Origin of the sequence: Pantoea dispersa, from assembly GCF_019890955.1 — a bacterium.
Lineage (GTDB): Bacteria > Pseudomonadota > Gammaproteobacteria > Enterobacterales > Enterobacteriaceae > Pantoea > Pantoea dispersa.
The window spans coordinates 3,149,212-3,173,993 of the sequence record NZ_CP082346.1 but is presented as its reverse complement, the minus strand read 5'-3'; the positions used below and the strand labels follow the sequence as shown (position 1 = coordinate 3,173,993).

20 protein-coding genes are annotated in these 24,782 nt (G+C 56.7%); 17 read left to right on the top strand and 3 right to left on the bottom strand.

Translation table 11 applies throughout. The annotated features are described in order from the left end of the window. Window positions 1–154: 154 nt before the first annotated feature. From dapD to map, 3 genes are all read right to left on the bottom strand, one after another. Window positions 155–979, bottom strand: coding sequence for a 2,3,4,5-tetrahydropyridine-2,6-dicarboxylate N-succinyltransferase (gene dapD / locus K7H94_RS14945; RefSeq protein ID WP_021507493.1), 825 nt, complete (start codon window positions 977–979; stop codon window positions 155–157). A 172-nt stretch (window positions 980–1,151) separates the two neighbouring features. Beyond that, complete coding sequence (gene glnD, locus K7H94_RS14940; RefSeq protein ID WP_021507492.1) at window positions 1,152–3,806, bottom strand: bifunctional uridylyltransferase/uridylyl-removing protein GlnD; 2,655 nt, start codon at window positions 3,804–3,806, stop codon at window positions 1,152–1,154. A gap of 197 nt (window positions 3,807–4,003) precedes the next feature. After that, window positions 4,004–4,798 (bottom strand): type I methionyl aminopeptidase, encoded by a 795-nt coding sequence (gene map, locus K7H94_RS14935; RefSeq protein WP_021507491.1) that lies wholly within the window; start codon window positions 4,796–4,798, stop codon window positions 4,004–4,006. 317 nt (window positions 4,799–5,115) lie between these two features. On the opposite strand from map, the gene rpsB reads away from it, so the two are divergent. The 17 genes from rpsB (at window position 5,116) to accA (ending at window position 24,728) form a co-directional block, all read left to right on the top strand. Next, window positions 5,116–5,835, top strand: a complete 720-nt coding sequence (gene rpsB / locus K7H94_RS14930) for a 30S ribosomal protein S2 (protein WP_031279692.1) — start codon at window positions 5,116–5,118, stop codon at window positions 5,833–5,835. A gap of 180 nt (window positions 5,836–6,015) precedes the next feature. After that, window positions 6,016–6,867, top strand: coding sequence for a translation elongation factor Ts (gene tsf, locus K7H94_RS14925; protein ID WP_058759527.1), 852 nt, complete (start codon window positions 6,016–6,018; stop codon window positions 6,865–6,867). Window positions 6,868–7,020: 153 nt separating this feature from the next. Then, window positions 7,021–7,746, top strand: coding sequence for a UMP kinase (gene pyrH / locus K7H94_RS14920; protein ID WP_010616191.1), 726 nt, complete (start codon window positions 7,021–7,023; stop codon window positions 7,744–7,746). Between the two features lie 148 nt (window positions 7,747–7,894). After that, window positions 7,895–8,452, top strand: a complete 558-nt coding sequence (frr, locus tag K7H94_RS14915; RefSeq protein WP_021507488.1) for a ribosome recycling factor — start codon at window positions 7,895–7,897, stop codon at window positions 8,450–8,452. A 115-nt stretch (window positions 8,453–8,567) separates the two neighbouring features. Next, window positions 8,568–9,770 (top strand): 1-deoxy-D-xylulose-5-phosphate reductoisomerase, encoded by a 1,203-nt coding sequence (ispC, locus tag K7H94_RS14910; RefSeq protein ID WP_222951261.1) that lies wholly within the window; start codon window positions 8,568–8,570, stop codon window positions 9,768–9,770. Between the two features lie 165 nt (window positions 9,771–9,935). Beyond that, on the top strand, window positions 9,936–10,688 hold the full coding sequence (ispU, locus tag K7H94_RS14905; RefSeq protein ID WP_058759529.1) for a (2E,6E)-farnesyl-diphosphate-specific ditrans,polycis-undecaprenyl-diphosphate synthase: 753 nt from the start codon (window positions 9,936–9,938) through the stop codon (window positions 10,686–10,688). An 18-nt stretch (window positions 10,689–10,706) separates the two neighbouring features. Beyond that, window positions 10,707–11,564, top strand: a complete 858-nt coding sequence (gene cdsA / locus K7H94_RS14900) for a phosphatidate cytidylyltransferase (protein ID WP_010616187.1) — start codon at window positions 10,707–10,709, stop codon at window positions 11,562–11,564. A gap of 12 nt (window positions 11,565–11,576) precedes the next feature. Continuing rightward, window positions 11,577–12,926, top strand: coding sequence for a sigma E protease regulator RseP (gene rseP, locus K7H94_RS14895; RefSeq protein ID WP_222951260.1), 1,350 nt, complete (start codon window positions 11,577–11,579; stop codon window positions 12,924–12,926). 51 nt (window positions 12,927–12,977) lie between these two features. Continuing rightward, window positions 12,978–15,389 carry an outer membrane protein assembly factor BamA gene (gene bamA, locus K7H94_RS14890; protein WP_021507483.1) on the top strand — a complete coding sequence of 804 codons (2,412 nt, stop codon included), beginning with the start codon at window positions 12,978–12,980 and terminating at the stop codon, window positions 15,387–15,389. Window positions 15,390–15,502: 113 nt separating this feature from the next. Beyond that, on the top strand, window positions 15,503–16,000 hold the full coding sequence (gene skp, locus K7H94_RS14885) for a molecular chaperone Skp (RefSeq protein WP_021507482.1): 498 nt from the start codon (window positions 15,503–15,505) through the stop codon (window positions 15,998–16,000). A gap of 3 nt (window positions 16,001–16,003) precedes the next feature. Then, window positions 16,004–17,029 (top strand): UDP-3-O-(3-hydroxymyristoyl)glucosamine N-acyltransferase, encoded by a 1,026-nt coding sequence (gene lpxD / locus K7H94_RS14880; protein WP_021507481.1) that lies wholly within the window; start codon window positions 16,004–16,006, stop codon window positions 17,027–17,029. Between the two features lie 194 nt (window positions 17,030–17,223). Continuing rightward, a complete protein-coding gene (fabZ, locus tag K7H94_RS14875; RefSeq protein WP_013507953.1) occupies window positions 17,224–17,679 on the top strand; it encodes a 3-hydroxyacyl-ACP dehydratase FabZ in 456 nt (151 codons plus the stop codon). Window positions 17,680–17,682: 3 nt separating this feature from the next. Then, window positions 17,683–18,471 carry an acyl-ACP--UDP-N-acetylglucosamine O-acyltransferase gene (gene lpxA / locus K7H94_RS14870; protein WP_021507480.1) on the top strand — a complete coding sequence of 263 codons (789 nt, stop codon included), beginning with the start codon at window positions 17,683–17,685 and terminating at the stop codon, window positions 18,469–18,471. A gap of 3 nt (window positions 18,472–18,474) precedes the next feature. Next, on the top strand, window positions 18,475–19,623 hold the full coding sequence (gene lpxB, locus K7H94_RS14865; protein ID WP_222951259.1) for a lipid-A-disaccharide synthase: 1,149 nt from the start codon (window positions 18,475–18,477) through the stop codon (window positions 19,621–19,623). Next, window positions 19,616–20,242 carry a ribonuclease HII gene (rnhB, locus tag K7H94_RS14860; protein WP_222951258.1) on the top strand — a complete coding sequence of 209 codons (627 nt, stop codon included), beginning with the start codon at window positions 19,616–19,618 and terminating at the stop codon, window positions 20,240–20,242. The genes lpxB and rnhB overlap by 8 nt, the downstream gene beginning before the upstream one ends. Before the next feature lie 31 nt (window positions 20,243–20,273). Continuing rightward, window positions 20,274–23,756, top strand: coding sequence for a DNA polymerase III subunit alpha (dnaE, locus tag K7H94_RS14855; protein ID WP_222951257.1), 3,483 nt, complete (start codon window positions 20,274–20,276; stop codon window positions 23,754–23,756). Between the two features lie 12 nt (window positions 23,757–23,768). Further along, on the top strand, window positions 23,769–24,728 hold the full coding sequence (gene accA, locus K7H94_RS14850) for an acetyl-CoA carboxylase carboxyl transferase subunit alpha (protein ID WP_021507476.1): 960 nt from the start codon (window positions 23,769–23,771) through the stop codon (window positions 24,726–24,728). Window positions 24,729–24,782: the final 54 nt, after the last annotated feature.

Sequence of the window (24,782 nt, the reverse complement as noted above, 5' to 3'; positions counted from 1 at the left end):
ACCGGAGTTAACTGGCGCGGATTATGACCTGTTTGAAAAACAAACGCACCTGTTAATTCGCGGCGCGAAACAGGTAATAGCGGCAGGAGTGTAAAGAAAAAATGACGGGCCTGAATACAGGCCCGTGGGTTTGAAAATAAGCGGGAAGAAAAACTTAATCGATGGTACGCAGGAGTTCGTTGATGCCGGTTTTTGCCAGCGTTTTCGCGTCAACTTTCTTCACGATCACCGCACAGTACAGGCTGTAGCTGCCATCTTTAGACGGCAGGTTACCGGAAACCACCACCGAACCTGCCGGTACGCGACCGTAGTGCACTTCACCGGTCTCACGGTCATAAATTTTGGTGCTCTGGCCGATGTAAACGCCCATGGAGATCACCGAGCCTTCTTCGACGATCACGCCTTCAACGATCTCGGAACGGGCACCGATAAAGCAGTTATCTTCGATGATGGTTGGATTGGCCTGCAGTGGTTCCAGTACGCCGCCGATGCCGACGCCGCCGGACAGGTGCACGTTTTTACCAATCTGCGCACAGGAGCCGACGGTGGCCCAGGTATCTACCATGGTGCCTTCATCGACATACGCACCGATGTTGACATAGGACGGCATCAGCACGGTGTTGCGCGCGATGAATGCACCCTGACGCACCGCCGCCGGTGGCACGACGCGGAAGCCGGCGCTTTTAAAGCGCGCTTCATCCCAGCCGGCAAATTTCATCGGCACTTTGTCGTAGAAGCGGGTCTCTGCTCCGTCGATCACCTGGTTGTCGTTGATACGGAACGACAGCAGTACCGCTTTCTTCAGCCACTGATGCGTTACCCATTCGCCGTTGATCTTTTCTGACACGCGCAGTTCACCGCTGTCCAGCAGGCCAATCACCTGGTTGATCGCTTCACGGGTGGCGCTGTCCACGCTGGTCGGCGTAATGTCGGCGCGGCGTTCAAAGGCAGATTCGATAACGCTCTGTAACTGTTGCATATTTAATTCCTGAGTCTGTCATTGCGGATGCACGCCAGCTGGCGTGCAGAGTAAAATTATCGGGCAAACATCCTTCATGCTGCAGAACGGCGGCGCGCCCATTGCGGCGAGATCCACGGATGGGCCGGGTCACCAGGCCAATGCATCGGCAACGTGAAGAATGGAAGCCGGGTCACATTTTATCGTTTGGATTAAGTACCTCTGTCAACCGTTGTTGCAGCACGGAGCGCATTTCGGCATCCAGCGCACGTCGTTCGCTGTTGGCAAGGATGAACAAATCCTCCACCCGTTCGCCGATGGTACTGATGCGGGCGCCGTGCAGCGAAACGCCGAGGTCAGCAAACACTTCGCCGACGCGCGCCAGCAAACCTGGCTGGTCCAGCGCCACCAGCTCCAGATAGCTGCGGCGGTCGGTATGGGTGGGCAAAAAGTTGACTTCGGTATCGACGCTGAAGTGTTTCAGACGTGACGACGGCCGGCGCGTACGCGGTGGCACCCACTGCGTTTGGGTGATCGCCTGCTCCAGCGCCTGGATAATCAGCGGATGGCGATCCGCTGCCAGCGGACTGCCGTCCGGCTCCAGCACAATAAAGGTGTCCATGGCCATGCCGTCGCGGCTGGTAAAGATCTGCGCATCGTGCACGCTCAGATTACGGCGATCGAGCTCTCCGGCTACGGCGGCAAACAGGTAAGGGCGATCCGGGCTCCAGATGAAGATCTCGGTGCCGCCGCGCGTGGCCTGCGGGCTTACCAGCACCAGCGGTTTGCTGAGGTCATGATTGATCAGATGCCGCGCGTGCCACGCCAGCTGGTTGGGCGTATGGCGCAGGAAGTAGTCGGCGCGGCAGCGGCTCCAGATATGGTGTAGCCGCTCTTCGTTGAGATTTTCCATGCGCAGCAGCGCCAGCGCCTGCAGCCGGTGATGACGCACGCGCTCGCGCAGATCCGGACTGTTCTCCATACCGCGGCGCAGCTGTTTTTCGGTGGCGAAGAACAGCTCACGTAGCAGGCTCTGTTTCCAGCTGTTCCACAGGCTTTCATTGGTAGCGCAGATGTCGGCAACTGTCAGGCAGGCCAGATAGCGCAGCCGGTTTTCATTTTGCATCACTTCAGCAAACTGCTGAATCACCGTGGGATCCTGAATGTCGCGACGCTGAGCAGTCACCGACATCAGCAGGTGATGACGCACCAGCCACGCCACCAGCTGCATTTCGCGTGAATTGAGGCCGTGCAGCTCAGCAAAGTCCAGCGCGTCCTGCGCGCCAAGAATCGAGTGGTCACCACCGCGCCCTTTGGCGATATCGTGCAGCAGCGCGGCCATCAGCAGCAGCTCCGGCTGCGGCAGACGCGGCCACAGCTCGACGCACAGCGGGTGCATCGGGCGCGTGGCTTCGTCGGCAAAACTTTCCAGCTTCTGCAACACGCGGATGGTGTGCTCATCCACGGTGTAGGCGTGGAACAGGTCGAACTGCATCTGGCCGACAATGTTGCCCCACAGCGGCGTATAGGCCCACAGTACGCTGTGGCGATGCATCGGCAGCAGCGCGCGCTTTACCGCGCCTGGATGGCGCAGAATCGCCATAAAGGTGCGGCGCGCTTCGGGGATCTGACACAGCGGCTGTTGCAGATGACGGCGGGCGTAGCGCAGCTGGCGTAGCGTGGTGGAATAGATGCCGGTGATGGTTTCGTTACGCACCATCACGTAAAACATGCGCAGAATCGCCTGCGGCTCGCGCTCAAACAGCGTGGGATCGCGCAGGTCAATCAGATTACCGCGCAGCTGAAAATCCTCATCAATGCTGCGCGGCTTCTCGGTGGTCGACAGCGCCAGAATGGCTTCGTCAAACAGCTGCAGCAGCATCTGGTTCAGCTCGCCGATACGGCGCGTGACGCGATAGAAATCTTTCATCATGCGCTCAACCGGCTCATTGCCTTCACCGCCATAGTTGAGGCGCTGTGCCACGTTGAGCTGGCGATCGAACAGTAAGCGGTTATCGTAGCGCGGCAGCGTCAGGTGCAGCGCGAAACGGATGCGCCAGAGAAATTCCTGGCACTCATTGATCTCATTGCGTTCGGCTTCAGTGAGAAAGCCAAAGCCGACCATCTCATCCATGGTGGTGGCGCCAAAGTGGCGGCGCGCGACCCACTGCAGAGTATGAATGTCGCGCAGCCCGCCCGGGCTGCTTTTGATATCCGGTTCGAGGTTGTAGCTGGTGCCGTGATAGCGCTGATGGCGTTCCAGCTGCTCCTCAATTTTGGCGGCGAAGAAGCGTGACGACGGCCAGAAACCGTCGCTGAAAATATTCTTTTGTAGTTCGAGAAACAGCGCCACGTCGCCGGTCAGCATGCGCGACTCAATCAGGTTGGTGGCGACGGTGAGATCCGACAAGCCCTCCAGCAAACACTCTTCCAGCGTGCGTACGCTGTGGCCGACCTCCAGCTTGAGATCCCACATCAGCGTCAGCAGTTCTGAGGTGCGCTGCGCGGCAGCTTCGTCCAGTGGCTGACGGCTCAGGATCAGCACGTCGATGTCCGACAGCGGATGCAGCTCACCGCGGCCATAGCCGCCCACCGCCACCAGCGCGATCTCTTTCATCTGGTCAAAGCCAAACAGTCGCCATAGCCGGCGCAGCAGGCGATCGATAAACAGCGTGCGCGCATCAATCAGCGATTCGATATCGCTGCCAGCGTCAAAAGCGCTGCCCAGATGCTGCTGGAACTGTTCAAGATACTGTTTGAGTTTGTCGCGCGTCAGCGCGTCGTCTGGCCAGCTGGCGGGGGAATCGGTCAGGCCTTTGTGTACTGCTTCGGTCACGCTACCACTCATCAACATGCCTCTTCTGCGCCATAAAAAGCGGGCTTAACGCCGTGATGCCGTTCAGTTAGTCACCGTCCGTGACACCACCGCAGTAGCGGCGCGGGTTAACGCGCAACTGATGGCGCCGCTACGGGAGGTGCAGGGATGGGTGAACCTAAACTGACAGGCGTTCGTTTTGAGCCGGCCTGTTATCCTGATGACGAGCGTTACGCGTTGTTTTCCAGCACCGCTGGAATAGTGTCGTCGGCGCGCAGCGTCAGGATCTCACAGCCGTTTTCCGTCACCACAATAGTATGCTCGTACTGTGCGGACAAGCTGCGATCTTTGGTTTTCACCGTCCAGCCATCTTTCATGGTGCGGATGCGATAATCACCGGCGTTTACCATCGGTTCGACGGTAAATGTCATGCCAGCCTGCAGCACCACGCCGCTGTCGTCGGCATCGTAATGCAGCACCTGCGGCTCTTCATGGAAGCCTTTACCGATGCCGTGTCCGCAATACTCGCGGACCACGGAAAAATCCTGTGCTTCCACGTATTTCTGAATCGCCCGGCCCAGTTCACGCAGGCGAATGCCCGGCTTCACCAGACGCAGCGCAATGTACAGGCTCTCCTGCGTAACCCGGCACAGGCGCTCGCCCTGAATCGTCGGTTTGCCGACGATGAACATCTTTGACGTATCGCCATGGTATTCATCTTTGATCACCGTGACGTCGACGTTAACGATATCGCCGTCTTTCAGCACGCGATCGTCGCTGGGAATACCGTGACATACCACTTCGTTGACCGAAATACACACTGATTTCGGGAAACCGTGGTAGCCGAGACAGGCTGAAATGGCCTGCTGCTTTTCGGTGATGTGCTGGTGGCACAGACGGTCAAGCTCGCCGGTGGTGACGCCTGGCACGACGTGCGGAGCGATCATCTCCAGCACTTCTGCAGCCAGACGGCCCGCCACGCGCATTTTTTCGATTTCTTCTGGGGTTTTGATTGAAATGGCCATTAAATAATCCGCAATCGCCGCAATTTTCGACAATAATGAGTTCTGTGGCAGTCATGTTAGCAGTCAGCAAATGGGCTGCCAAATCGGGATTACAGCCTGCCGCTCATGCTAACAACTGCTGGCGTATTCCTGCGCATTGTGGTATAAAGCGCGCCGACGATTCTCTGTCACCTCGTATGAGAGGGCAGGAAACGCATAAATCTCATTATGTGTACTAAAACACACATGTATCGACACGTACGCCGGGGTGCCTCGTAAGAGGTCGGTTGTATGGGATACATGGAGGCCCAACCCCAAACAAACTTTTAGAGGTAATCATGGCAACTGTTTCCATGCGCGACATGCTCAAGGCTGGTGTTCACTTCGGTCACCAGACCCGTTACTGGAACCCAAAAATGAAGCCATTCATTTTCGGTGCGCGTAACAAAGTTCACATCATCAACCTTGAGAAAACCGTACCAATGTTCAACGAAGCCCTGGCTGAGCTGAACAAGATCTCTTCCCGTAAAGGTAAGATTCTGTTTGTTGGTACCAAGCGCGCTGCTGCCGAAGCGGTAAAAGAGTCTGCACTGAGCTGCGACCAGTTCTTCGTTAACCACCGCTGGCTGGGTGGTATGCTGACCAACTGGAAAACCGTTCGTCAGTCAATCAAACGCCTGAAAGATCTGGAAACTCAGTCTCAGGACGGTACTTTCGACAAACTGACCAAGAAAGAAGCACTGATGCGTGCTCGTGAGCTGGCCAAGCTGGAAAACAGCCTGGGCGGTATCAAAGATATGGGCGGTCTGCCGGATGCACTGTTCGTTGTTGACGCTGACCACGAACACATCGCAATCAAAGAAGCAAACAACCTGGGTATCCCGGTATTTGCTATCGTTGATACTAACTCTGATCCAGACGGCGTTGATTTCGTTATCCCAGGTAACGACGATGCGATCCGTGCTGTAAGCCTGTACCTGACTGCCGTTGCCACTACCGTGCGCGAAGGCCGTTCACAGGACCTGGCTGAGCAGGCTGAAGAAGCTGCTGAAGCTTAATAAGGTTCGCTCTTTCTGAGAGCCCTTAGACATCAGATGTGATCTGTTAAGGGGCCGTGAAGGCCCCTTTATTTATCTCACTTAGTCACGCACCCTTTTCGGGCTGGCGGGGCAAGTAAATTTTCCGCAACAAGTTTCTGACAGTGTGAAAGCACTGCGAGACGAATCGAGGATTCTGGAATGGCTGAAATTACCGCTGCACTGGTAAAAGAACTGCGCGAGCGTACTGGCGCAGGCATGATGGACTGCAAAAAAGCGCTGACCGAAGCGAACGGCGACATTGAGCTGGCGATCGAGAACATGCGTAAGTCTGGTGCGATCAAAGCTGCTAAGAAAGCAGGCAACGTGGCTGCTGACGGCGTGATCAAAACCAAAATCGCTGGCGACTATGGCGTGATTCTGGAAGTGAACTGCCAGACTGACTTCGTGGCAAAAGATGCCGGTTTCCAGGCCTTTGCTGACAAAGTGCTGGACGCTGCTGCTGCCGGTAAAGTGACTGATGTGGAAGTTCTGAAAGCGCAGTTCGAAGAAGAGCGCGTGGCACTGGTTGCGAAAATCGGTGAGAACATCAACATCCGTCGTGTTGCTGTCCTCGAAGGTGCTGAGCTGAACGGCTATCTGCACGGCGCACGTATCGGCGTACTGGTTTCTACCACCGGCGCTGATGAAGAGCTGAGCAAGCAGATTGCGATGCACGTTGCTGCCAGCAAGCCAGAGTTCGTGAAGCCAGAAGACGTTTCTGCTGACGTGGTTGAGAAAGAGTACCAGGTTCAGCTGGACATCGCGATGCAGTCTGGCAAGCCAAAAGAGATCGCAGAGAAGATGGTTGAAGGCCGTATGAAGAAATTCACCGGCGAAGTCTCTCTGACCGGTCAGGCTTTCGTTATCGATCCGAGCAAAACTGTTGGCCAGGCGCTGAAAGAGAAAGGCGCTGACGTGATCAACTTCATCCGCTTCGAAGTGGGCGAAGGCATTGAGAAAGTCGAATCTGACTTTGCAGCCGAAGTTGCTGCCATGTCCAAACAGTCTTAATGGTTTGCAGGAACCGCCGAGAGGCGGTTCTTTTTTGTCTGCGTTTTGGCGCAGCAATTTTCAGTCTCATCCCAATAGCTTTTCTCACGCGCTAAGCGGATGATCGATCAGATTTAACTTCTCATTCATCTTATCTTCCAGGAAGAATTGACCATGGCGACCAACGCAAAACCTGTATATCAACGTATCTTACTGAAACTGAGCGGCGAAGCACTGCAGGGTGCCGAAGGTTTTGGTATCGACGCGAGCGTGCTTGACCGTATGGCGCAAGAGGTGAAAGAGCTGGTTGAGCTGGGCATTCAGGTGGGTGTGGTAATTGGTGGCGGTAACCTGTTCCGTGGCGCGGGTCTGGCGCAGGCAGGCATGAACCGCGTGGTCGGCGACCACATGGGGATGCTGGCGACCGTGATGAACGGCCTGGCAATGCGTGACGCACTGCATCGTGCGTACGTCAACGCGCGCCTGATGTCGGCGATTCCGCTGAACGGCGTGTGTGATAACTACAGCTGGGCAGAAGCCATCAGCCTGCTGCGCAATAACCGCGTGGTGATCTTCTCTGCCGGTACCGGCAACCCGTTCTTTACCACCGACTCAGCGGCCTGCCTGCGCGGCATCGAAATCGAAGCGGACGTGGTACTGAAAGCCACCAAGGTCGACGGCGTCTACTCAGCCGACCCGGTGAAAAATCCGGATGCCACGCTGTACGAACAGCTGACCTACGGTGAAGTGCTGGAAAAAGAGCTGAAAGTGATGGATCTGGCCGCCTTTACGCTGGCGCGCGACCATCAACTGCCGATCCGTGTCTTCAATATGAACAAGCCTGGCGCGCTGCGTCGCGTGGTGATGGGTGAAAAAGAAGGCACCCTGATTACGCATTAATACCCGACGCAGGATAAAATAAGGTATATTCTGTTGGCGCGCTGCACTGCTGTCGCGCAGCATTCAGGATGATCGATGTTTATCGATACCGTTTCCGTTCCGCTGCGTCCGGAAGTGGCCAGGTCAAACCGAATCCAAGGGTTTCAACGTGATTAACGATATTAAAAAAGATGCTGAAACGCGCATGGACAAATGCGTGGAAGCATTCAAAAACACCATCAGCAAAGTGCGCACCGGTCGTGCTTCGCCTTCACTGCTCGACGGCATCGTTGTGGAATATTACGGTACGCCAACGCCGCTGCGTCAGCTGGCCAGCGTCACCGTTGAAGATTCACGCACGCTGAAAATCAACGTGTTCGATCGCTCGATGGGTCCGGCAGTCGAGAAAGCCATCATGGCTTCTGACCTCGGCCTCAACCCAAGCTCAGCCGGTAGCGACATTCGTGTTCCACTGCCTGCGCTGACCGAAGAGCGTCGTAAAGATCTGATCAAGGTTGTGCGTGGCGAAGCCGAGCAGGGCCGTGTTTCCGTGCGCAACGTGCGCCGTGACGCGAACGACAAGATCAAGGCGCTGCTGAAAGACAAAGAGATCAGCGAAGACGACGAACGTCGCTCGCAGGACGAGATCCAGAAAATGACCGACGTTCGCATCAAGCACGTTGATGCGGCGCTGGCCGAGAAAGAGAAGGAACTGATGGAATTCTGATTCCGTCATTTGCCTGACAAAACGCCGTTCAGAGACGTAGTACGACTCTGGCGGCGTTTTACATTGTGCCCGGCGTACGCGCGGGCGCGCACCACGACTTCACAGGGACAGCACCATGAAGCGATTAACTCTGCTGGGTTCGACCGGCTCAATTGGCACCAGCACGCTGGCGGTAGTGGCGGCGCATCCTGAGCGCTATCAGGTGACTGCGCTGGTGGCCGGTCAGAATGTGGCGCTGATGGCCGAACAGTGTCAGCAATTTAAACCGCGCTACGCGGCGATGTCCGACGACGCTTCCGCTGCGGCGCTGCGTGAACGACTGAAAGCACTCAACATGGATACGGAAGTGCTCTCCGGCGTTCAGGCCGCCTGCGAACTGGCCGCACTGGATGAGGTCGATCAGGTAATGGCCGCCATTGTGGGCGCTTCCGGCTTACAACCGACGCTGGCCGCCATTCGCGCCGGCAAAACCGTCCTGCTTGCCAATAAAGAATCGCTTGTCACATGCGGCCGTTTGTTTATGGAGGCGGTACGCCAGCATCAGGCGCAGCTGCTGCCGGTCGACAGCGAGCACAACGCCATTTTTCAGAGTTTGCCCGCTTCCATACAGCATCAGTTGGGGTACGCTGATCTGCGGGAGAATGGCATCGAGTCGATTCTCCTTACGGGATCGGGTGGTCCTTTTCGTGACACGCCATTAGCCGAGCTGGCCGCTATGACGCCAGATCAGGCCTGTGCGCATCCGAACTGGTCAATGGGGCGTAAAATCTCCGTTGATTCGGCCACCATGATGAATAAAGGTCTTGAATACATTGAAGCCCGCTGGCTGTTTAACGCCACCGACGCACAAATGGAGGTCATCCTGCATCCGCAGTCGGTGATTCACTCCATGGTGCGATACTGCGACGGTAGCGTGCTGGCGCAGCTGGGTTCACCCGATATGCGCACGCCAATCGCCCACAGCATGGCCTGGCCGGCACGTATTACCGCAGGCGTAACGCCGCTTGATTTCACCCGAATGAAGGCGCTGACGTTTGCTGAGCCGGACTACGAACGCTATCCCTGCCTGAAGCTGGCAATCGATGCATGCGCAACCGGACAGGCGGCCACCACCACGCTGAACGCAGCCAATGAAGTCGCGGTAGCGGCATTTCTGCAGCATCAGATTCGCTTTACCGATATCGCGGCCATCAACAGTGAAGTGCTGGCAACCCTGCAGTGTCAGGAGCCGTGCAGCGTGGATGACGTGATGGAGATTGATCGGATCGCACGCGTGCGGGCCACGGCGTTGCTGCCGCGCTTTCGTTTAGCCGGTTGATGGTGGCGCTATTTGTTCGCTCAGGGTGAAAATGGTATAGTCGCTCGCTCGCGTTTTACGGCCCGACATTGTTTCGATGTCATCCGGTGAGGTTACCGGCGTTTGCCGCAGGCGCAATGTATTCAGAAACCACAGCATTTCTGATGAAAGGAATTATTACGCGTTATGTCGTCCAACAATCACAATACAATCGATGACGGGTCGTACTGCACGCCACGTCACGTGGCCATCATTATGGATGGTAATGGTCGCTGGGCAAAAAATCAGGGCAAACTGCGTATTTCAGGCCACAAAGCCGGGGTAAAATCAGTACGCCGGGCTGTCAGCTTTGCGGTCAGCAACAAGCTGGAAGCGCTCACGCTCTATGCGTTCAGCAGTGAAAACTGGAGCCGACCGGTACAGGAAGTGACGGCCTTAATGGAATTGTTTGTCTGGGCGCTCGACAGCGAAGTCAAAAGCCTGCACAAGCACAATGTGCGTCTGCGCATTATTGGTGATATCAGCCGTTTCAATAACCGCATTCAGGAACGCATTCGCCGCGCCGAGGAACTGACTCAGCAAAATGATGGACTCACCCTCAACATTGCTGCCAACTATGGCGGCCGTTGGGATATTATCCAGGGTGTAAAAAAACTGGCTGAACAGGTTCAGGAAGGACTGCTACGTCCTGACCAGATAACTGAAGAAAGTCTGGCTCCGCATCTGTGTATGCAGGAGCTGGCGCCGGTGGATTTAGTGATAAGGACCGGGGGAGAGCATCGGATCAGCAACTTCCTGCTGTGGCAGATCGCCTATGCTGAGTTTTGGTTTACCGATGTTCTCTGGCCTGATTTTGATGAACACGTTTTTGAAGGTGCACTGAATGCATTCTCTCTGCGGGAGCGACGCTATGGCGGCGCTGCACCAGGCGGCGCCTGAGCAACCTGGGGGTAACCTTTGCTGAAGTCTCGTCTGATCACCGCGTTTATTCTGATTCCGCTGGTGATCGCTGCTCTGTTTTGGTTGCCGCTGTCCGGTTTTGCGATTACCACCATCATCATCTGCATGCTTGCCGCCTGGGAGTGGGGGCAGCTGGCGGGGATGGCAACGCGTCAGCAGCGTATCTGGCTGGCGGTGCTATGCGGCCTGCTGCTGGCGGTGATGCTGTTCACCCTGCAACCCTATCAACGTAATCTGCACCAGTTCCAGATGGAGAGCTCGCTCTGGGCCTCGCTGGGCTGGTGGATTGTCGCGCTGTTTCTCGTGCTGTTTTATCCGGCCTCCGCTGCGCTGTGGCGCGCATCGCGTCCGCTGCGCCTGCTGTTTGGCGTGCTGACCGTGGTGCCGTTCTTCTGGGGCATGATGGCGCTGCGCCAGTATCACTATGACACCGACCATTTCGCCGGCGCCTGGTGGCTGCTGTTCGTGATGTTCCTCGTCTGGGGCGCGGATTCCGGTGCTTACATGTTTGGTCGTCTGTTCGGCAAGCATAAGCTGGCGCCGAAAGTCTCGCCGGGCAAAACCTGGGAAGGCTTCTTTGGCGGACTGCTGTCATCGGCGATTATCGCCTGGCTGTTTGCGCTGCTGGCCCCGCTATCGGTGGCGCCGGGCACGCTGATTATCTGCGCCGTGATTGCCACGCTGGCCTCCGTGCTGGGCGATCTCACGGAAAGTATGTTCAAACGTGAAGCCGGTATCAAAGACAGCGGTAACCTGATTCCGGGGCACGGTGGTATCCTCGATCGCATTGATAGCCTGACAGCCGCGGTGCCGGTATTTGCCTGCCTGCTGCTGCTGGTGTTCCGCACCCTCTGAGGATAAGCGACGATGTTGAGCATACTCTGGAGTTTTGTCGCCTTTATCGTGGCGCTCGGCGTGCTGATTACGGTGCACGAGTTCGGCCACTTCTGGGTGGCGTGTCGCTGCGGTGTCAAAGTAGAACGCTTCTCGATCGGTTTCGGCAAAGCCCTGTGGCGTCGCACTGACCGCCAGGGCACGGAATACGTGATCGCGCTGATTCCGCTCGGTGGCTACGTCAAAATGCTCGACGAGCGCGTAGAGAGCGTGCCCGCTGAGCTGCGTCATCAGGCCTTCAACAATAAAACCGTGCTGCAGCGTGCCTCAATCATTGCCGCCGGTCCCGTCGCCAATTTCATCTTTGCCGTGTTTGCCTACTGGGTGGTGTTCATCCATGGTGTGCCGGGTGTTCGCCCGGTGGTCGGCGAAATTATGAGCGGTTCCGTCGCGGCAGAAGCGCAAATTACCTCCGGCATGGAACTTAAAGCGGTTGACGGTATCGAAACGCCTGACTGGGATGCTGTGCGCCTGGCGCTGATCGGTAAAATCGGCGACAGCAGCGCCACGCTGACCGTGTCACAGTTTGGTCAGCAGGCGACGCAGCAGAAGCAGCTCAATCTGCGCGACTGGCAATTTGAACCGGACAAACAGGACCCGGTGGTCGCTTTAGGTATTCGACCGCGCGGGCCGCAAATCGAAACCACGCTGGCAGAAGTGCAGGCGCGTTCACCGGCAAGTGCTGCCGGTTTGCAAGCCGGCGACAGGATCGTTAAAGTCGATGGTCAGCCATTAACGCAATGGCAGGTTTTTGCGGCTCAGGTTCGGGATAATCCCGGCAAAAACATGGCGCTGGAGGTTGAGCGTAACGGTGAACCGTTAACGCTGACGCTAACGCCGGAAGCGAAACCGGGCAACGCAGCGGAAGGTTTTGCCGGGGTGATCCCGCGTGTGATCCCGCTGCCGGATGAGTACAAAACGGTAAAACAGTACGGACCTTTCGCCGCGATTGGTGAAGCCGGTGTCAAAACCTGGCAACTGATGAAGCTGACGGTTTCGATGCTGGGCAAGTTGATAACCGGGGACGTCAAACTGAATAACCTGAGCGGGCCAATTTCGATTGCGCAGGGTGCCGGATTATCAGCTGAATATGGGGTGATTTATTACCTGATGTTCCTCGCGCTGATTAGCGTCAACTTAGGGATCATCAATCTGTTCCCTCTGCCGGTTTTAGATGGTGGACATCTGCTCTTTCTGGCGATCGAAAAGATCAAAGGTGGACCGGTGTCCGAGCGAGTTCAGGACTTCAGTTATCGCATCGGCTCAATTTTGCTGGTGCTTTTAATGGGGCTTGCACTTTTCAATGATTTCTCTCGCCTGTAATCGCTGGAACGCAGACAGGCGCGGGATGTGTTAGGAAAACGCATAACAACGATGGCGATGAAAAAGTTGCTCATAGCGTCGCTGCTGTTTAGCAGCGCCACCGTTTACGGTGCAGACGATTTCGTAGTGAAGGACATTCATTTCGAAGGTCTACAGCGAGTCGCCGTCGGCGCGGCTCTGCTCAGCATGCCGGTACGCGTCGGTGATACGGTGAATGATGATGACATCAGAAACACCATTCGCTCACTGTTCGCTACCGGTAACTTTGAAGATGTCCAGGTTCTGCGTGACGGCACCACCCTGATTGTTCAGGTGAAGGAACGTCCGACCATTGCCAGCATCACCTTCTCCGGTAACAAAGCGGTGAAAGAGGATCAGCTGAAGGAGAACCTTGAGGCCTCCGGTGTGCGCGTTGGCGAAGCGCTTGACCGCACCACGCTCTCTTCCATCGAGAAGGGGCTGGAGGACTTTTACTACAGCGTCGGTAAATATACCGCCAGCGTCAAAGCCATCGCGACGCCGCTGCCGCGTAACCGTGTCGATCTGAAATTCGTCTTCCAGGAAGGCGTCTCGGCCAAGATCCAGCAGATCAACATTGTCGGCAACAAAGCGTTCAGCTCAGACGAACTGATCTCCCGCTTCCAGCTGCGCGACGAAGTGCCGTGGTGGAACGTGGTGGGCGATCGTAAATACCAGAAGCAGAAACTGGCGGGCGATCTCGAAACCCTGCGCAGCTTCTATCTGGATCGCGGTTATGCGCGTTTCAATATTGATTCCACGCAGGTAAGCCTGACGCCGGACAAGAAAGGCATCTACATCACCGTCAACATCACTGAAGGCGATCAGTACAAGATTGCCGGCGTGATCGTCAACGGCAGCATGGCGGGCCACTCGGCGGAAATTGAGCACCTGACGCAGATTCCTAACGGTGAGCTGTATAACGGCACCAAAGTCACCCAGATGGAAGATGACATCAAGAAGCTGCTGGGCCGTTATGGCTACGCCTATCCACGCGTGGTGACGCAGCCGGAAATCAACGATGCGGATAAAACCGTTAAGCTGCACATCAACGTTGATGCCGGTAACCGTTACTACGTGCGTAAAGTGCGTTTTGAGGGTAACGACACCTCGAAAGATGCCGTACTGCGCCGCGAAATGCGTCAGATGGAAGGCGCATGGCTGGGCAGCGACCTCGTCGATCAGGGCAAAGAGCGCCTGAACCGTACCGGTTACTTCGAAACCGTGGATGTTGATACCCAGCGCGTTCCGGGCTCGCCAGACCAGGTTGACGTGGTTTACAAAGTCAAAGAGCGTAACACCGGTACCTTCAACTTTGGTGTGGGTTACGGTACGGAGAGTGGCGTCAGCTTCCAGGTTGGCGTGACCCAGGAGAACTGGCTCGGCACCGGTAATACCGTCGGCATCAGCGGTACCAAGAACGACTACCAGACCTACGCAGAATTCTCACTCACCGATCCGTACTTCACGGTGGACGGTGTGAGCCTCGGCGGCCGCCTCTTCTACAACGACTTTAAAGCGGATGATGCTGATCTCTCCGACTACACCAACAAAAGTTACGGTGTGGACGGGACGCTCGGCTTCCCGGTTAACGAAAACAACACGCTGCGCGTCGGCTTAGGTTATGTGCACAACGACCTGTCCAACATGCGTCCGCAGGTGGCGATGTGGCGTTACCTTGACTCGGTGGGTCGTCATCAGGGGCTGAATGATGACGGTGATTTCTCTGCGGATGACTTCACCTTCAACTACGGCTGGACGTACAACACGCTCGATCGTGGTTTCTTCCCGACGCGCGGTAACCGTACCAACCTGAACGGTAAAGTGACCATCCCGGGCTCTGATAACTCGTTCTACAAAGCGACGCTGGACACCCAGCAGTACGTGCCGCTGAACCGTGATGGCACCTGGGTGGTGCTGGGTCGTGGCCGTGTTGGCTACGGTGACGGACTCGGTGGCAAAGAGATGCCGTTCTATGAGAACTTCTACGCCGGCGGTTCCAGCACCGTGCGTGGCTTCCAGTCCAACACCATTGGTCCGAAAGCCGCTTACCTGAACGATCGTTCGTCGAGCTGTAATCTGACCGATCCGGACGGCATCTGTAAGTCTGACGATGCGGTGGGCGGTAACGCCATGGCGATCGCCAGCCTTGAGCTGATTACGCCAACGCCGTTCCTGAGCGAAAAATATGCAAACTCAGTACGTACCTCGGTATTTATGGATGCCGGTACCGTCTGGGATACCAAGTGGCAGAACACCGCGGAAACCCGCGCGGCGGGCATTCCGGACTACAGCGACCCGAACAACATTCGCGTCTCTGCCGGTCTTGCGCTGCAGTGGATGTCGCCACTTGGACCACTGGTGTTCTCCTACGCACAGCCAGTGAAGAAAGTCGAGGGAGACAAAGCAGAACAGTTCCAGTTTAACATCGGTAAAACCTGGTAAGGTTCTGAGCACGGAAGCAGAGTCGTAGTACGGCATCGCGCCGGCGCCAGACGGGAGCCGGACGATGCCAACACTGTGTCGCTGACACAAACGTTGATGGTAAGGAGTTTATAGTGAAAAAGTTGTTGTGTGCCGCAGGTCTGGGTCTTGCTTTAGCGGTTTCCGCGGGCGTTCAGGCTGCTGACAAAATTGCAGTGGTAAACGTGTCCAGCATTTTCCAACAGTTACCGCAACGTGCGACCGTTGCTAAACAGCTGGAAAACGAATTCAAGGGCCGTGCTACTGAGCTGCAGAGCCAGGAGCGCGATCTGCAGACTAAAATGCAGAAACTGCAGCGTGATGGTTCAACCATGAAGGCCAGCGACCGCAGCCGCATGGAAAAAGACATCATGTCACAGCGCGAAGCGTTCTCGACGAAAGCGCAGGCTTTCGATCAGGATAACCGCCGTCGTCAGATGGAAGAGCGTAACAAACTGCTGAGCCGTATTCAGGACGCAGTGAAGAAAGTGGCGGACAGCGAAGGGTATGACGTGGTAATCGACGCCAATGCCGTTGCCTATGCTTCTAACGCGAAAGACATTACTGCTGACGTGCTGAAACAGGTTAAATAATCGATGTCATCAATTCGACTGGCTGATTTAGCCCAGCAGTTGGATGCAGAATTGCACGGAGATGGCGATATCGCCATCTCCGGCATTGCTTCTATGCAATCCGCCACCCCTGGTCAAATCACTTTTCTTGCCAACAGCCGCTACCGCGAGCAGCTCGCACAGGTTCAGGCCTCAGCCGTGGTGCTGACGGAAGCGGATCTGGAGTGGTGTAAAACCGCCGCGCTGGTGGTGAAAAACCCTTACCTGACTTATGCCCGCATGGCACAACTGCTGGACACCACGCCGCAGCCCGCGCAAAATATCGCGCCCAGCGCCGTGATCGATCCGAGCGCGAAGCTGGGGAACAATGTCTCGGTGGGCGCTAACGCGGTCATCGAGTCCGGCGTTGAGTTGGGTGATGACGTGGTGATTGGCGCCGGCTGCTTTGTCGGCAAGCGCACGCGCATTGGCCGTGGTTCCCGTTTGTGGGCCAACGTTACGGTTTATCATGAGATCCAGATTGGTCAGGATTGTCTGATTCAGTCTGGCACCGTGATTGGTGCCGATGGTTTCGGTTATGCTAACGACCGCGGCAACTGGGTGAAAATTCCTCAGCTGGGCACCGTGGTGATTGGCGATCGGGTAGAAATTGGTGCCTGTACCACGATCGATCGCGGTGCGCTGGATAACACTCTGATCGGCAATGGTGTTATCATAGACAACCAGTGTCAGATTGCGCATAACGTCGTGATTGGTGATAACACCGCGGTTGCCGGTGGTGTGATCATGGCGGGTAGTCTGAAGATTGGGCGTTACTGTATGATTGGCGGAGCCAGCGTCATTAACGGCCATATGGAAATCTGTGACAAAGTGACGGTAACCGGCATGGGCATGGTCATGCGTCCCATCACAGAGCCTGGGGTATACTCATCGGGTATCCCGCTGCAACCCAACAAAACCTGGCGTAAAACGGCAGCGCTGGTGATGAACATCGATGACATGAGCAAACGCTTAAAAGCCATCGAACGCAAGGTCGGCAAAGACGACTGAGTACATCCCGGCTCTACCCGCTTTCATAATAAAGCAGCGTACCTTCTTTCACCTCGGGGTTAACCAGAGTGCGGCAGCAGGTATCGTGGTAAGCGAAACGCCATTGAACTGATTTGCGGCCTGCGAAAGATCATTTTGATCGGTGCAGGCCGTGTTATTGTTGCCATCAGATTTTTTAGGACAGGAAGAGTATTTTGACAACTGAAACGCATACTCTGAAAATTGAAGAGATTTTAGAACTGCTGCCGCACCGCTACCCGTTTTTGCTGGTTGACCGCGTGCTGGAATTTGAAGAGCATAAATATCTGCGTGCGGTAAAGAACGTTTCTGTTAATGAACCGTTTTTCCAGGGACACTTCCCTGGTAAACCGATTTTCCCAGGCGTTCTGATCCTGGAAGCGATGGCGCAGGCGACCGGTATTCTGGCGTTTAAAAGCGTTGGAAAACTGGAACCGGGCGAGCTGTACTATTTCGCCGGTATCGACGAAGCCCGTTTCAAGCGTCCGGTAGTGCCGGGCGACCAGATGATCATGGAAGTCACCTTCGAGAAGACCCGCCGTGGCCTGACGCGCTTTAAAGGCGTGGCAACCGTAGACGGTAAGATTGTCTGTGAAGCGACCATGATGTGTGCCCGTAGCCGGGAGGCATAATTAGTGATTGATTCAACCGCCAGCATCCATCCAACGTCCATCATTGAAGAAGGTGCGGTGATCGGCGCCAACGTCCAAATCGGTCCGTTTTGTGTTGTCGGAGCGAACGTGGAAATTGGCGAAGGCACGGTGCTGAAATCGCACGTGGTGGTGAATGGCCACACGCGTATCGGTAAAGATAACCAGATCTACCAGTTCGTTTCGATTGGCGAAGTGAATCAGGATCTGAAATATGCCGGTGAACCGACCCGCGTTGAAGTCGGCGATCGCAACCGCATCCGCGAGAGCGTCACCATTCATCGTGGCACCACGCAGGGTGGCGGCCTGACCAAAGTCGGCAGCGACAACCTGCTGATGGTCAATGCGCACATTGCCCATGACTGCGTGATCGGCAATCGCTGTATTCTGGCCAACAACGTAACGCTGGGCGGCCACGTTACCGTAGATGATTTTGCCATCATCGGCGGCGTGACGGCGGTGCACCAGTGGTGCACCATTGGTGCCCACGTGATGGTAGGCGGTTGTTCCGGCGTCGCGCAGGACGTGCCGCCGTACGTGATTGCGCAGGGCAACCATGCCACGCCGTTCGGTGTCAATATCGAAGGCCTGAAGCGTCGTGGCTTCAGCAAAGAAGCACTGCACGCCATTCGTAACGCGTACAAGCTGCTGTACCGCAGCGGTAAAACGCTGGATGAAGTGAAGCCGGAGATTGAAGAACTGGCCAAACTTCATAGCGAAGTGCAGCCTTTCTACGACTTCTTTGCCCGTTCTACCCGTGGATTGATTCGTTAATTCATGTCAGTGCGTCCCTTAACGATTGCCCTGGTCGCCGGAGAAACCTCCGGCGATATTCTTGGTGCCGGATTGATTCGTGCGCTGAAAGCGCGCCATCCTGACGCGCGCTTCGTTGGCGTTGCCGGTCCGCTGATGCAGGCCGAAGGCTGCGAAGCCTGGTACGAGATGGAAGAGCTGGCGGTAATGGGCATCGTTGAGGTGCTTGGCCGCCTGCGCCGTTTGCTGCACATCCGCAAGGATTTAACCCAGCGCTTTACCGAGCTGCGGCCGGATGTCTTCGTCGGCATCGATGCCCCGGATTTCAACATCATGCTGGAAGGCAACCTCAAGCGTGCCGGCATTCGTACCATTCATTACGTCAGTCCCTCCGTATGGGCCTGGCGACAAAAGCGTGTGTTCAAAATTGGCCGCAACACCGATCTGGTGCTGGCGTTTCTGCCTTTTGAAAAAGCGTTTTACGATCGCTACAACGTGCCGTGCCGCTTTATCGGGCACACCATGGCCGATGCGATGCCGCTGCAGCCGGACAAACTGGCCGCGCGGCGTGAATTAGGCATCGCTGACGATGCGCTGTGCCTCGGCCTGCTGCCGGGCAGCCGTGGCGCGGAAGTGGAGATGCTCAGCGCCGATTTCCTGCGCGCTGCACAGCTGCTGCGCCAGCGCTATCCGGCGCTGGAGATCGTAGTGCCGCTGGTTAACGCGAAGCGGCGCACTCAGTTCGAACAGATTAAAGCCAGCGTCGCGCCGGAATTGCCGATGCACCTGCTGGATGGCAAAGGGCGTCAGGCGATGATCGCCAGCGACGCAGCGATTCTGGCTTCCGGCACTGCCGCGCTGGAGTGCATGCTGGCGAAATGTCCGATGGTGGTGGGCTATCGTATGAAGCCGTTCACCTTCTGGCTGGCGAAGCGGCTGGTGAAAACCCCGTACGTTTCGCTGCCTAACCTGCTGGCCGGCCGTGAGCTGGTGCAGGAGCTGCTGCAGGAGGAGTGCCAGCCTGCAGCGTTAGCCGCGGCGCTGGAGCCGCTGTTGCATGCCGGTCCGGAGCGTGACGCGCTGCTGGCCACTTTCACCCAATTGCATCAGCAGATTCGCTGGAACGCCGACGAACAGGCGGCGGATGCGGTACTGGAGATTGCCAATGGCTGAATTTATCTATCCTGACGCCCGGCTGATTGCCGGCGTTGATGAAGTCGGACGTGGCCCGCTGGTCGGTGCCGTGGTGACCGCCGCCGTGATCCTCGATCCGGCGCGGCCATTTGCCGGCCTGGCGGATTCCAAAAAGCTGTCTGAAAAGCGCCGCCTTGCGCTGTTTGATGAAATCAAAGAGAAAGCGCTGGCGTGGAGCCTGGGCCGCGCTGAACCGGAAGAGATTGATCAGCTGAACATCCTACACGCCACCATGCTGGCGATGCAGCGCGCGGTTGCCGGTCTGCATATTGCACCGGATTTTGTCCTGATTGATGGCAACCGCTGTCCGGCGCTGCCGATGCCGTCGCAGGCGGTGGTGAAGGGCGATAGCCTGGTGCGGGAAATCAGCGCCGCCTCGATCATCGCCAAAGTCACGCGCGACCGCGAAATGGCCGAGCTGGACCTGCTGTTTCCGCAGTACGGTTTCGCCCAGCACAAAGGCTATCCGACCGCGCTGCACATGGAAAAACTGACGCAGTTTGGTGCCACACCTCACCACCGCCGCAGCTTTGCGCCGGTGCGTAATGCCCTGATTGATGCTGATGTGCTGGCCGCGCGCCAGCCGACTACGCTTTAATAGCCTGACGCTGTTTTAACCGGAAACTGATATGGCTGAACCTCGTTTTATACATCTGCGCGTACACAGCGATTACTCCATGGTCGATGGTCTGGCCAAGACCGGGCCGCTGGTAAAAAAGGCGGCCGCGCTCGGCATGCCAGCCATTGCCATCACCGACTACACCAACCTGTGCGGGCTGGTGCGCTTTTATGGCAGCGCGCACAGCGCCGGTATTAAACCGATCGTCGGGGCTGACTTCCAGGTGGCCAGCGATTTGATGGGCGATGAGCTGACGCAGCTCACCGTGCTGGCCGCTAATAACACCGGTTATCAGAATCTGACGCTACTGATTTCGCGCGCTTACCAGCGCGGTTACGGTATCGCCGGACCGATTATCGATCGCGACTGGCTCCAGGAGCTGGGCGAAGGATTGATTCTGTTGTCGGGCGGACGGCGCGGCGACGTCGGCCGCAGCCTGCTGCGCGGCAATAATGCGCTGGTGGCGCAGTGCCTGAGTTTCTATCAGCAGCATTTCCCTAACCGCTACTATCTGGAACTGACGCGTACCGGCCGGCCAGATGAAGAGGCCTATCTGCACGCCGCGGTTGAGCTGGCGATTGCTGAATCGGTGCCGGTGGTGGCCACCAATGAAGTCTGCTTCCTCAACGAAGAAGATTTCGATGCCCATGAAATCCGCGTGGCGATTCACGACGGCTACACGCTGGACGATCCTAAACGTCCGCGCAACTACAGTCCTCAGCAATATATGCGCAGCGAAGAGGAGATGTGCGAGCTGTTCTCGGACATCCCGGAAGCGCTGGAAAACAGCGTAGAGATTGCTAAGCGTTGTAACGTCACGGTGCGCCTCGGCGAATATTTCCTGCCGCAGTTCCCGACCGGCGACATGTCGACTGAAGATTTTCTGGTGATGAAGTCGCGCGAAGGGCTGGAGGAGCGCCTGGCGTTTCTCTTCCTGGATGAGCAGGTGCGTGCCGAACGCCGGCCGGAGTATGACGAGCGTCTCGACATCGAGCTCAACGTCATTAACCAGATGGGCTTCCCCGGCTACTTCCTGATCGTGATGGAGTTTATCCAGTGGTCGAAGGACAACGGCATTCCGGTCGGGCCGGGGCGTGGTTCCGGCGCCGGTTCGCTGGTGGCCTATGCGCTGAAAATTACCGATCTCGATCCGCTGGAGTTTGACCTGCTGTTCGAACGTTTCCTTAACCCGGAACGTGTCTCGATGCCCGACTTTGATGTCGACTTCTGCATGGAAAAACGTGACCAGGTGATCGATCACGTGGCTGAGATGTACGGCCGCGATGCGGTGTCGCAGATTATCACCTTTGGTACCATGGCGGCGAAAGCGGTGATTCGTGACGTCGGCCGGGTGCTGGGTCATCCGTACGGCTTTGTTGATCGCATCTCGAAACTGATCCCGCCGGATCCCGGCATGACGCTGGAAAAAGCGTTCCAGGCGGAACCGCAGCTGCCGGAGATCTACGAAGCTGACGAAGAGGTCAAAGCGCTGATCGACATGGCGCGCAAGCTGGAAGGGGTCACGCGTAACGCCGGCAAGCACGCCGGTGGCGTGGTCATTGCGCCGACCAAAATCACCGATTTTGCGCCGCTGTACTGCGATGAGAACGGCCAGTTCCCGGTCACCCAGTTCGATAAAAACGACGTGGAATACGCCGGACTGGTGAAGTTTGACTTCCTCGGCCTGCGCACGCTGACCATCATCGACTGGGCGCTGAAGATGATCAACCCGCGGCGTGAAAAGCAGGGTTTACCGCCGATCGATATCGCCGCCATCCCGCTGGATGACAAAAAAAGCTTCGACATGCTGCAACGCTCGGAAACCACCGCGGTGTTCCAGCTTGAATCGCGCGGCATGAAAGATCTGATCAAGCGCCTGAAGCCGGACTGCTTCGAAGATATGATCGCACTGGTGGCGCTGTTCCGTCCAGGGCCGCTGCAGTCGGGCATGGTCGATAACTTTATTGACCGTAAGCACGGCCGTGAAGCCATCTCCTACCCGGACATTCAGTGGCAGCATGAGAGCCTGAAGCCGGTGCTGGAGCCGACCTACGGCATCATCCTCTATCAGGAACAGGTGATGCAGATTGCCCAGGTGCTGTCCGGCTATACTCTGGGCGGCGCGGATATGCTGCGTCGTGCCATGGGTAAAAAGAAGCCGGAGGAGATGGCCAAGCAGCGTTCGGTGTTCCAGGACGGTGCTGAGAAGATGGGCATCAACGGCGAACTGTCGATGAAAATCTTCGATCTGGTGGAGAAGTTCGCAGGCTACGGCTTTAACAAATCGCACTCTGCTGCTTATGCGCTGGTCTCCTATCAGACGCTGTGGCTGAAAGCGCACTATCCGGCCGAGTTCATGGCGGCGGTGATGACCGCCGATATGGATAACACCGAGAAGGTAGTTGGACTGGTGGATGAGTGCTGGCGCATGGGGCTGAAAGTGCTGCCGCCAGACATTAACTCCGGGCTCTATCCGTTCCACGTCAACGATGACGGGGAGATCGTGTACGGCATCGGCGCCATCAAAGGCGTGGGTGAGGGGCCGATCGAAGCGATCCTCGAAGCGCGTAATCAGGGCGGCTACTTTAAAGAGCTGTTTGATCTCTGCGCGCGCACCGACACTAAAAAGATCAACCGTCGCGTGATGGAAAAACTGATCATGTCCGGCGCGTTCGATCGCCTTGGCCCGCACCGCGCGGCGCTGATGAGCGCGCTGGGTGACGCCCTGAAGGCGGCGGACCAGCATGCCAAAGCCGAAGCGACGGGGCAGGCGGATATGTTCGGCGTGCTGGCCGAAGAGCCCGAGCAGGTTGAGCAATCTTACGCGGCCATTACGCCGTGGCCGGAACAGGTACAGCTGGATGGCGAGCGTGAGACGCTCGGTCTGTATCTCACCGGCCATCCGATCAATCAGTATCTGAAAGAAATTGAGCGCTACGTTGGCGGCATGCGCCTGAAAGACATGCATCCAACAGAACGTGGTAAAGTGACCGTTGCGGCCGGGCTGGTGATTGCCGCCCGCGTCATGGTCACCAAGCGCGGCAACCGAATTGGTATCTGTACTCTTGACGACCGCTCTGGCCGTCTCGAGGTGATGTTATTTACCGATGCGTTAGATAAATACCAGCAGCTGCTGGAGAAGGACCGTATCCTGATCGTCAGTGGACAGGTCAGCTTTGATGACTTTAGCGGTGGGCTTAAAATGACCGCCCGGGAAGTCATGGACATCGACGAAGCGCGGGAAAAATACGCGCGCGGACTTGCTATCTCGCTGACGGACAGGCAAATTGATGACCAGCTTTTAAACCGTCTCCGCCAGTCTCTGGAGCCTCATCGCTCCGGGACCATTCCGGTGCATCTCTATTATCAGAGAGCAGATGCGCGGGCGAAGCTGCGCTTTGGTGCAGCGTGGCGTATTTCGCCCAGCGATCGTTTACTCAACGATTTGCGGTCGTTAGTAGGGTCGGAGCAGGTGGAACTGGAGTTTGACTAAAACAGGAACATTATGAGTCTTAATTACCTGGATTTTGAACAGCCAATCGCTGAACTGGAAGCGAAAATCGACTCGCTGAAATCGATTGGTCGTTCGGATGAGAAACACGATATTAATCTGGATGAAGAAGTGCAGCGTCTGCGCGAGAAAAGCGTCGAGCTGACCCGTAAAATCTTCTCCGATTTGGGTGCATGGCAGGTTGCGCAGCTGGCGCGCCATCCGCTGCGTCCTTATACGCTGGACTATGTCCGCAATGCGTTTGACGATTTTGACGAGCTGGCCGGTGACCGCGCCTATGCCGATGATAAAGCCATTGTTGGCGGCATCGCTCGTCTGGATGGGCGTCCGGTGATGGTCATTGGCCATCAGAAAGGCCGCGAAACCAAAGAGAAAATCCGGCGTAACTTCGGTATGCCAGCACCCGAGGGCTACCGTAAAGCACTGCGTCTGATGGAGATGGCCGAGCGCTTTAAGATGCCACTGATCACCTTCATCGACACGCCGGGTGCCTATCCGGGCGTGGGCGCGGAAGAGCGCGGTCAGTCTGAAGCGATTGCCCGCAACCTGCGCGAGATGTCCGGTTTGAAGATCCCGGTGATCTGTACCGTGATCGGCGAAGGCGGCTCCGGCGGCGCGCTGGCGATTGGCGTTGGCGATAAAGTGAATATGCTGCAGTACAGCACCTATTCGGTGATCTCACCGGAAGGCTGTGCGTCAATTCTGTGGAAGAGCGCCGACAAAGCGCCACTCGCCGCAGAAGCGATGGGCATTACCGCCGGGCGTCTGAAAGAGCTGAAGCTGATCGATTCGATCATCCCGGAACCGCTGGGCGGCGCGCACCGTCATCCGGTGGACATGGCGGCAGCGCTCAAGCAGCAGCTGCTGGCCGATCTGGCCGATCTCGATGTGCTGAGCACGGAAGAGCTGCTTAACCGCCGCTATCAGCGCCTGATGAGCTACGGCTACGCGTAAGCGCCGAAAAGCCTTCACAGAAGCGGACCCCGGTCCGCTTTTTTTATGCCTGTT

Excerpts from the sequence above, each read along its gene's own strand:
- dapD (WP_021507493.1), bottom strand. The coding sequence starts at position 979 with ATGCAACAGTTACAGAGCGTTATCGAATCTGCCTTTGAACGCCGCGCC.
- glnD (WP_021507492.1), bottom strand. The coding sequence starts at position 3,806 with ATGAGTGGTAGCGTGACCGAAGCAGTACACAAAGGCCTGACCGATTCC.
- map (WP_021507491.1), bottom strand. The coding sequence starts at position 4,798 with ATGGCCATTTCAATCAAAACCCCAGAAGAAATCGAAAAAATGCGCGTG.
- rpsB (WP_031279692.1), top strand. The coding sequence starts at position 5,116 with ATGGCAACTGTTTCCATGCGCGACATGCTCAAGGCTGGTGTTCACTTC.
- tsf (WP_058759527.1), top strand. The coding sequence starts at position 6,016 with ATGGCTGAAATTACCGCTGCACTGGTAAAAGAACTGCGCGAGCGTACT.
- pyrH (WP_010616191.1), top strand. The coding sequence starts at position 7,021 with ATGGCGACCAACGCAAAACCTGTATATCAACGTATCTTACTGAAACTG.
- ispC (WP_222951261.1), top strand. The coding sequence starts at position 8,568 with ATGAAGCGATTAACTCTGCTGGGTTCGACCGGCTCAATTGGCACCAGC.
- ispU (WP_058759529.1), top strand. The coding sequence starts at position 9,936 with ATGTCGTCCAACAATCACAATACAATCGATGACGGGTCGTACTGCACG.
- rseP (WP_222951260.1), top strand. The coding sequence starts at position 11,577 with ATGTTGAGCATACTCTGGAGTTTTGTCGCCTTTATCGTGGCGCTCGGC.
- bamA (WP_021507483.1), top strand. The coding sequence starts at position 12,978 with ATGGCGATGAAAAAGTTGCTCATAGCGTCGCTGCTGTTTAGCAGCGCC.
- lpxD (WP_021507481.1), top strand. The coding sequence starts at position 16,004 with ATGTCATCAATTCGACTGGCTGATTTAGCCCAGCAGTTGGATGCAGAA.
- lpxB (WP_222951259.1), top strand. The coding sequence starts at position 18,475 with ATGTCAGTGCGTCCCTTAACGATTGCCCTGGTCGCCGGAGAAACCTCC.
- rnhB (WP_222951258.1), top strand. The coding sequence starts at position 19,616 with ATGGCTGAATTTATCTATCCTGACGCCCGGCTGATTGCCGGCGTTGAT.
- dnaE (WP_222951257.1), top strand. The coding sequence starts at position 20,274 with ATGGCTGAACCTCGTTTTATACATCTGCGCGTACACAGCGATTACTCC.
- accA (WP_021507476.1), top strand. The coding sequence starts at position 23,769 with ATGAGTCTTAATTACCTGGATTTTGAACAGCCAATCGCTGAACTGGAA.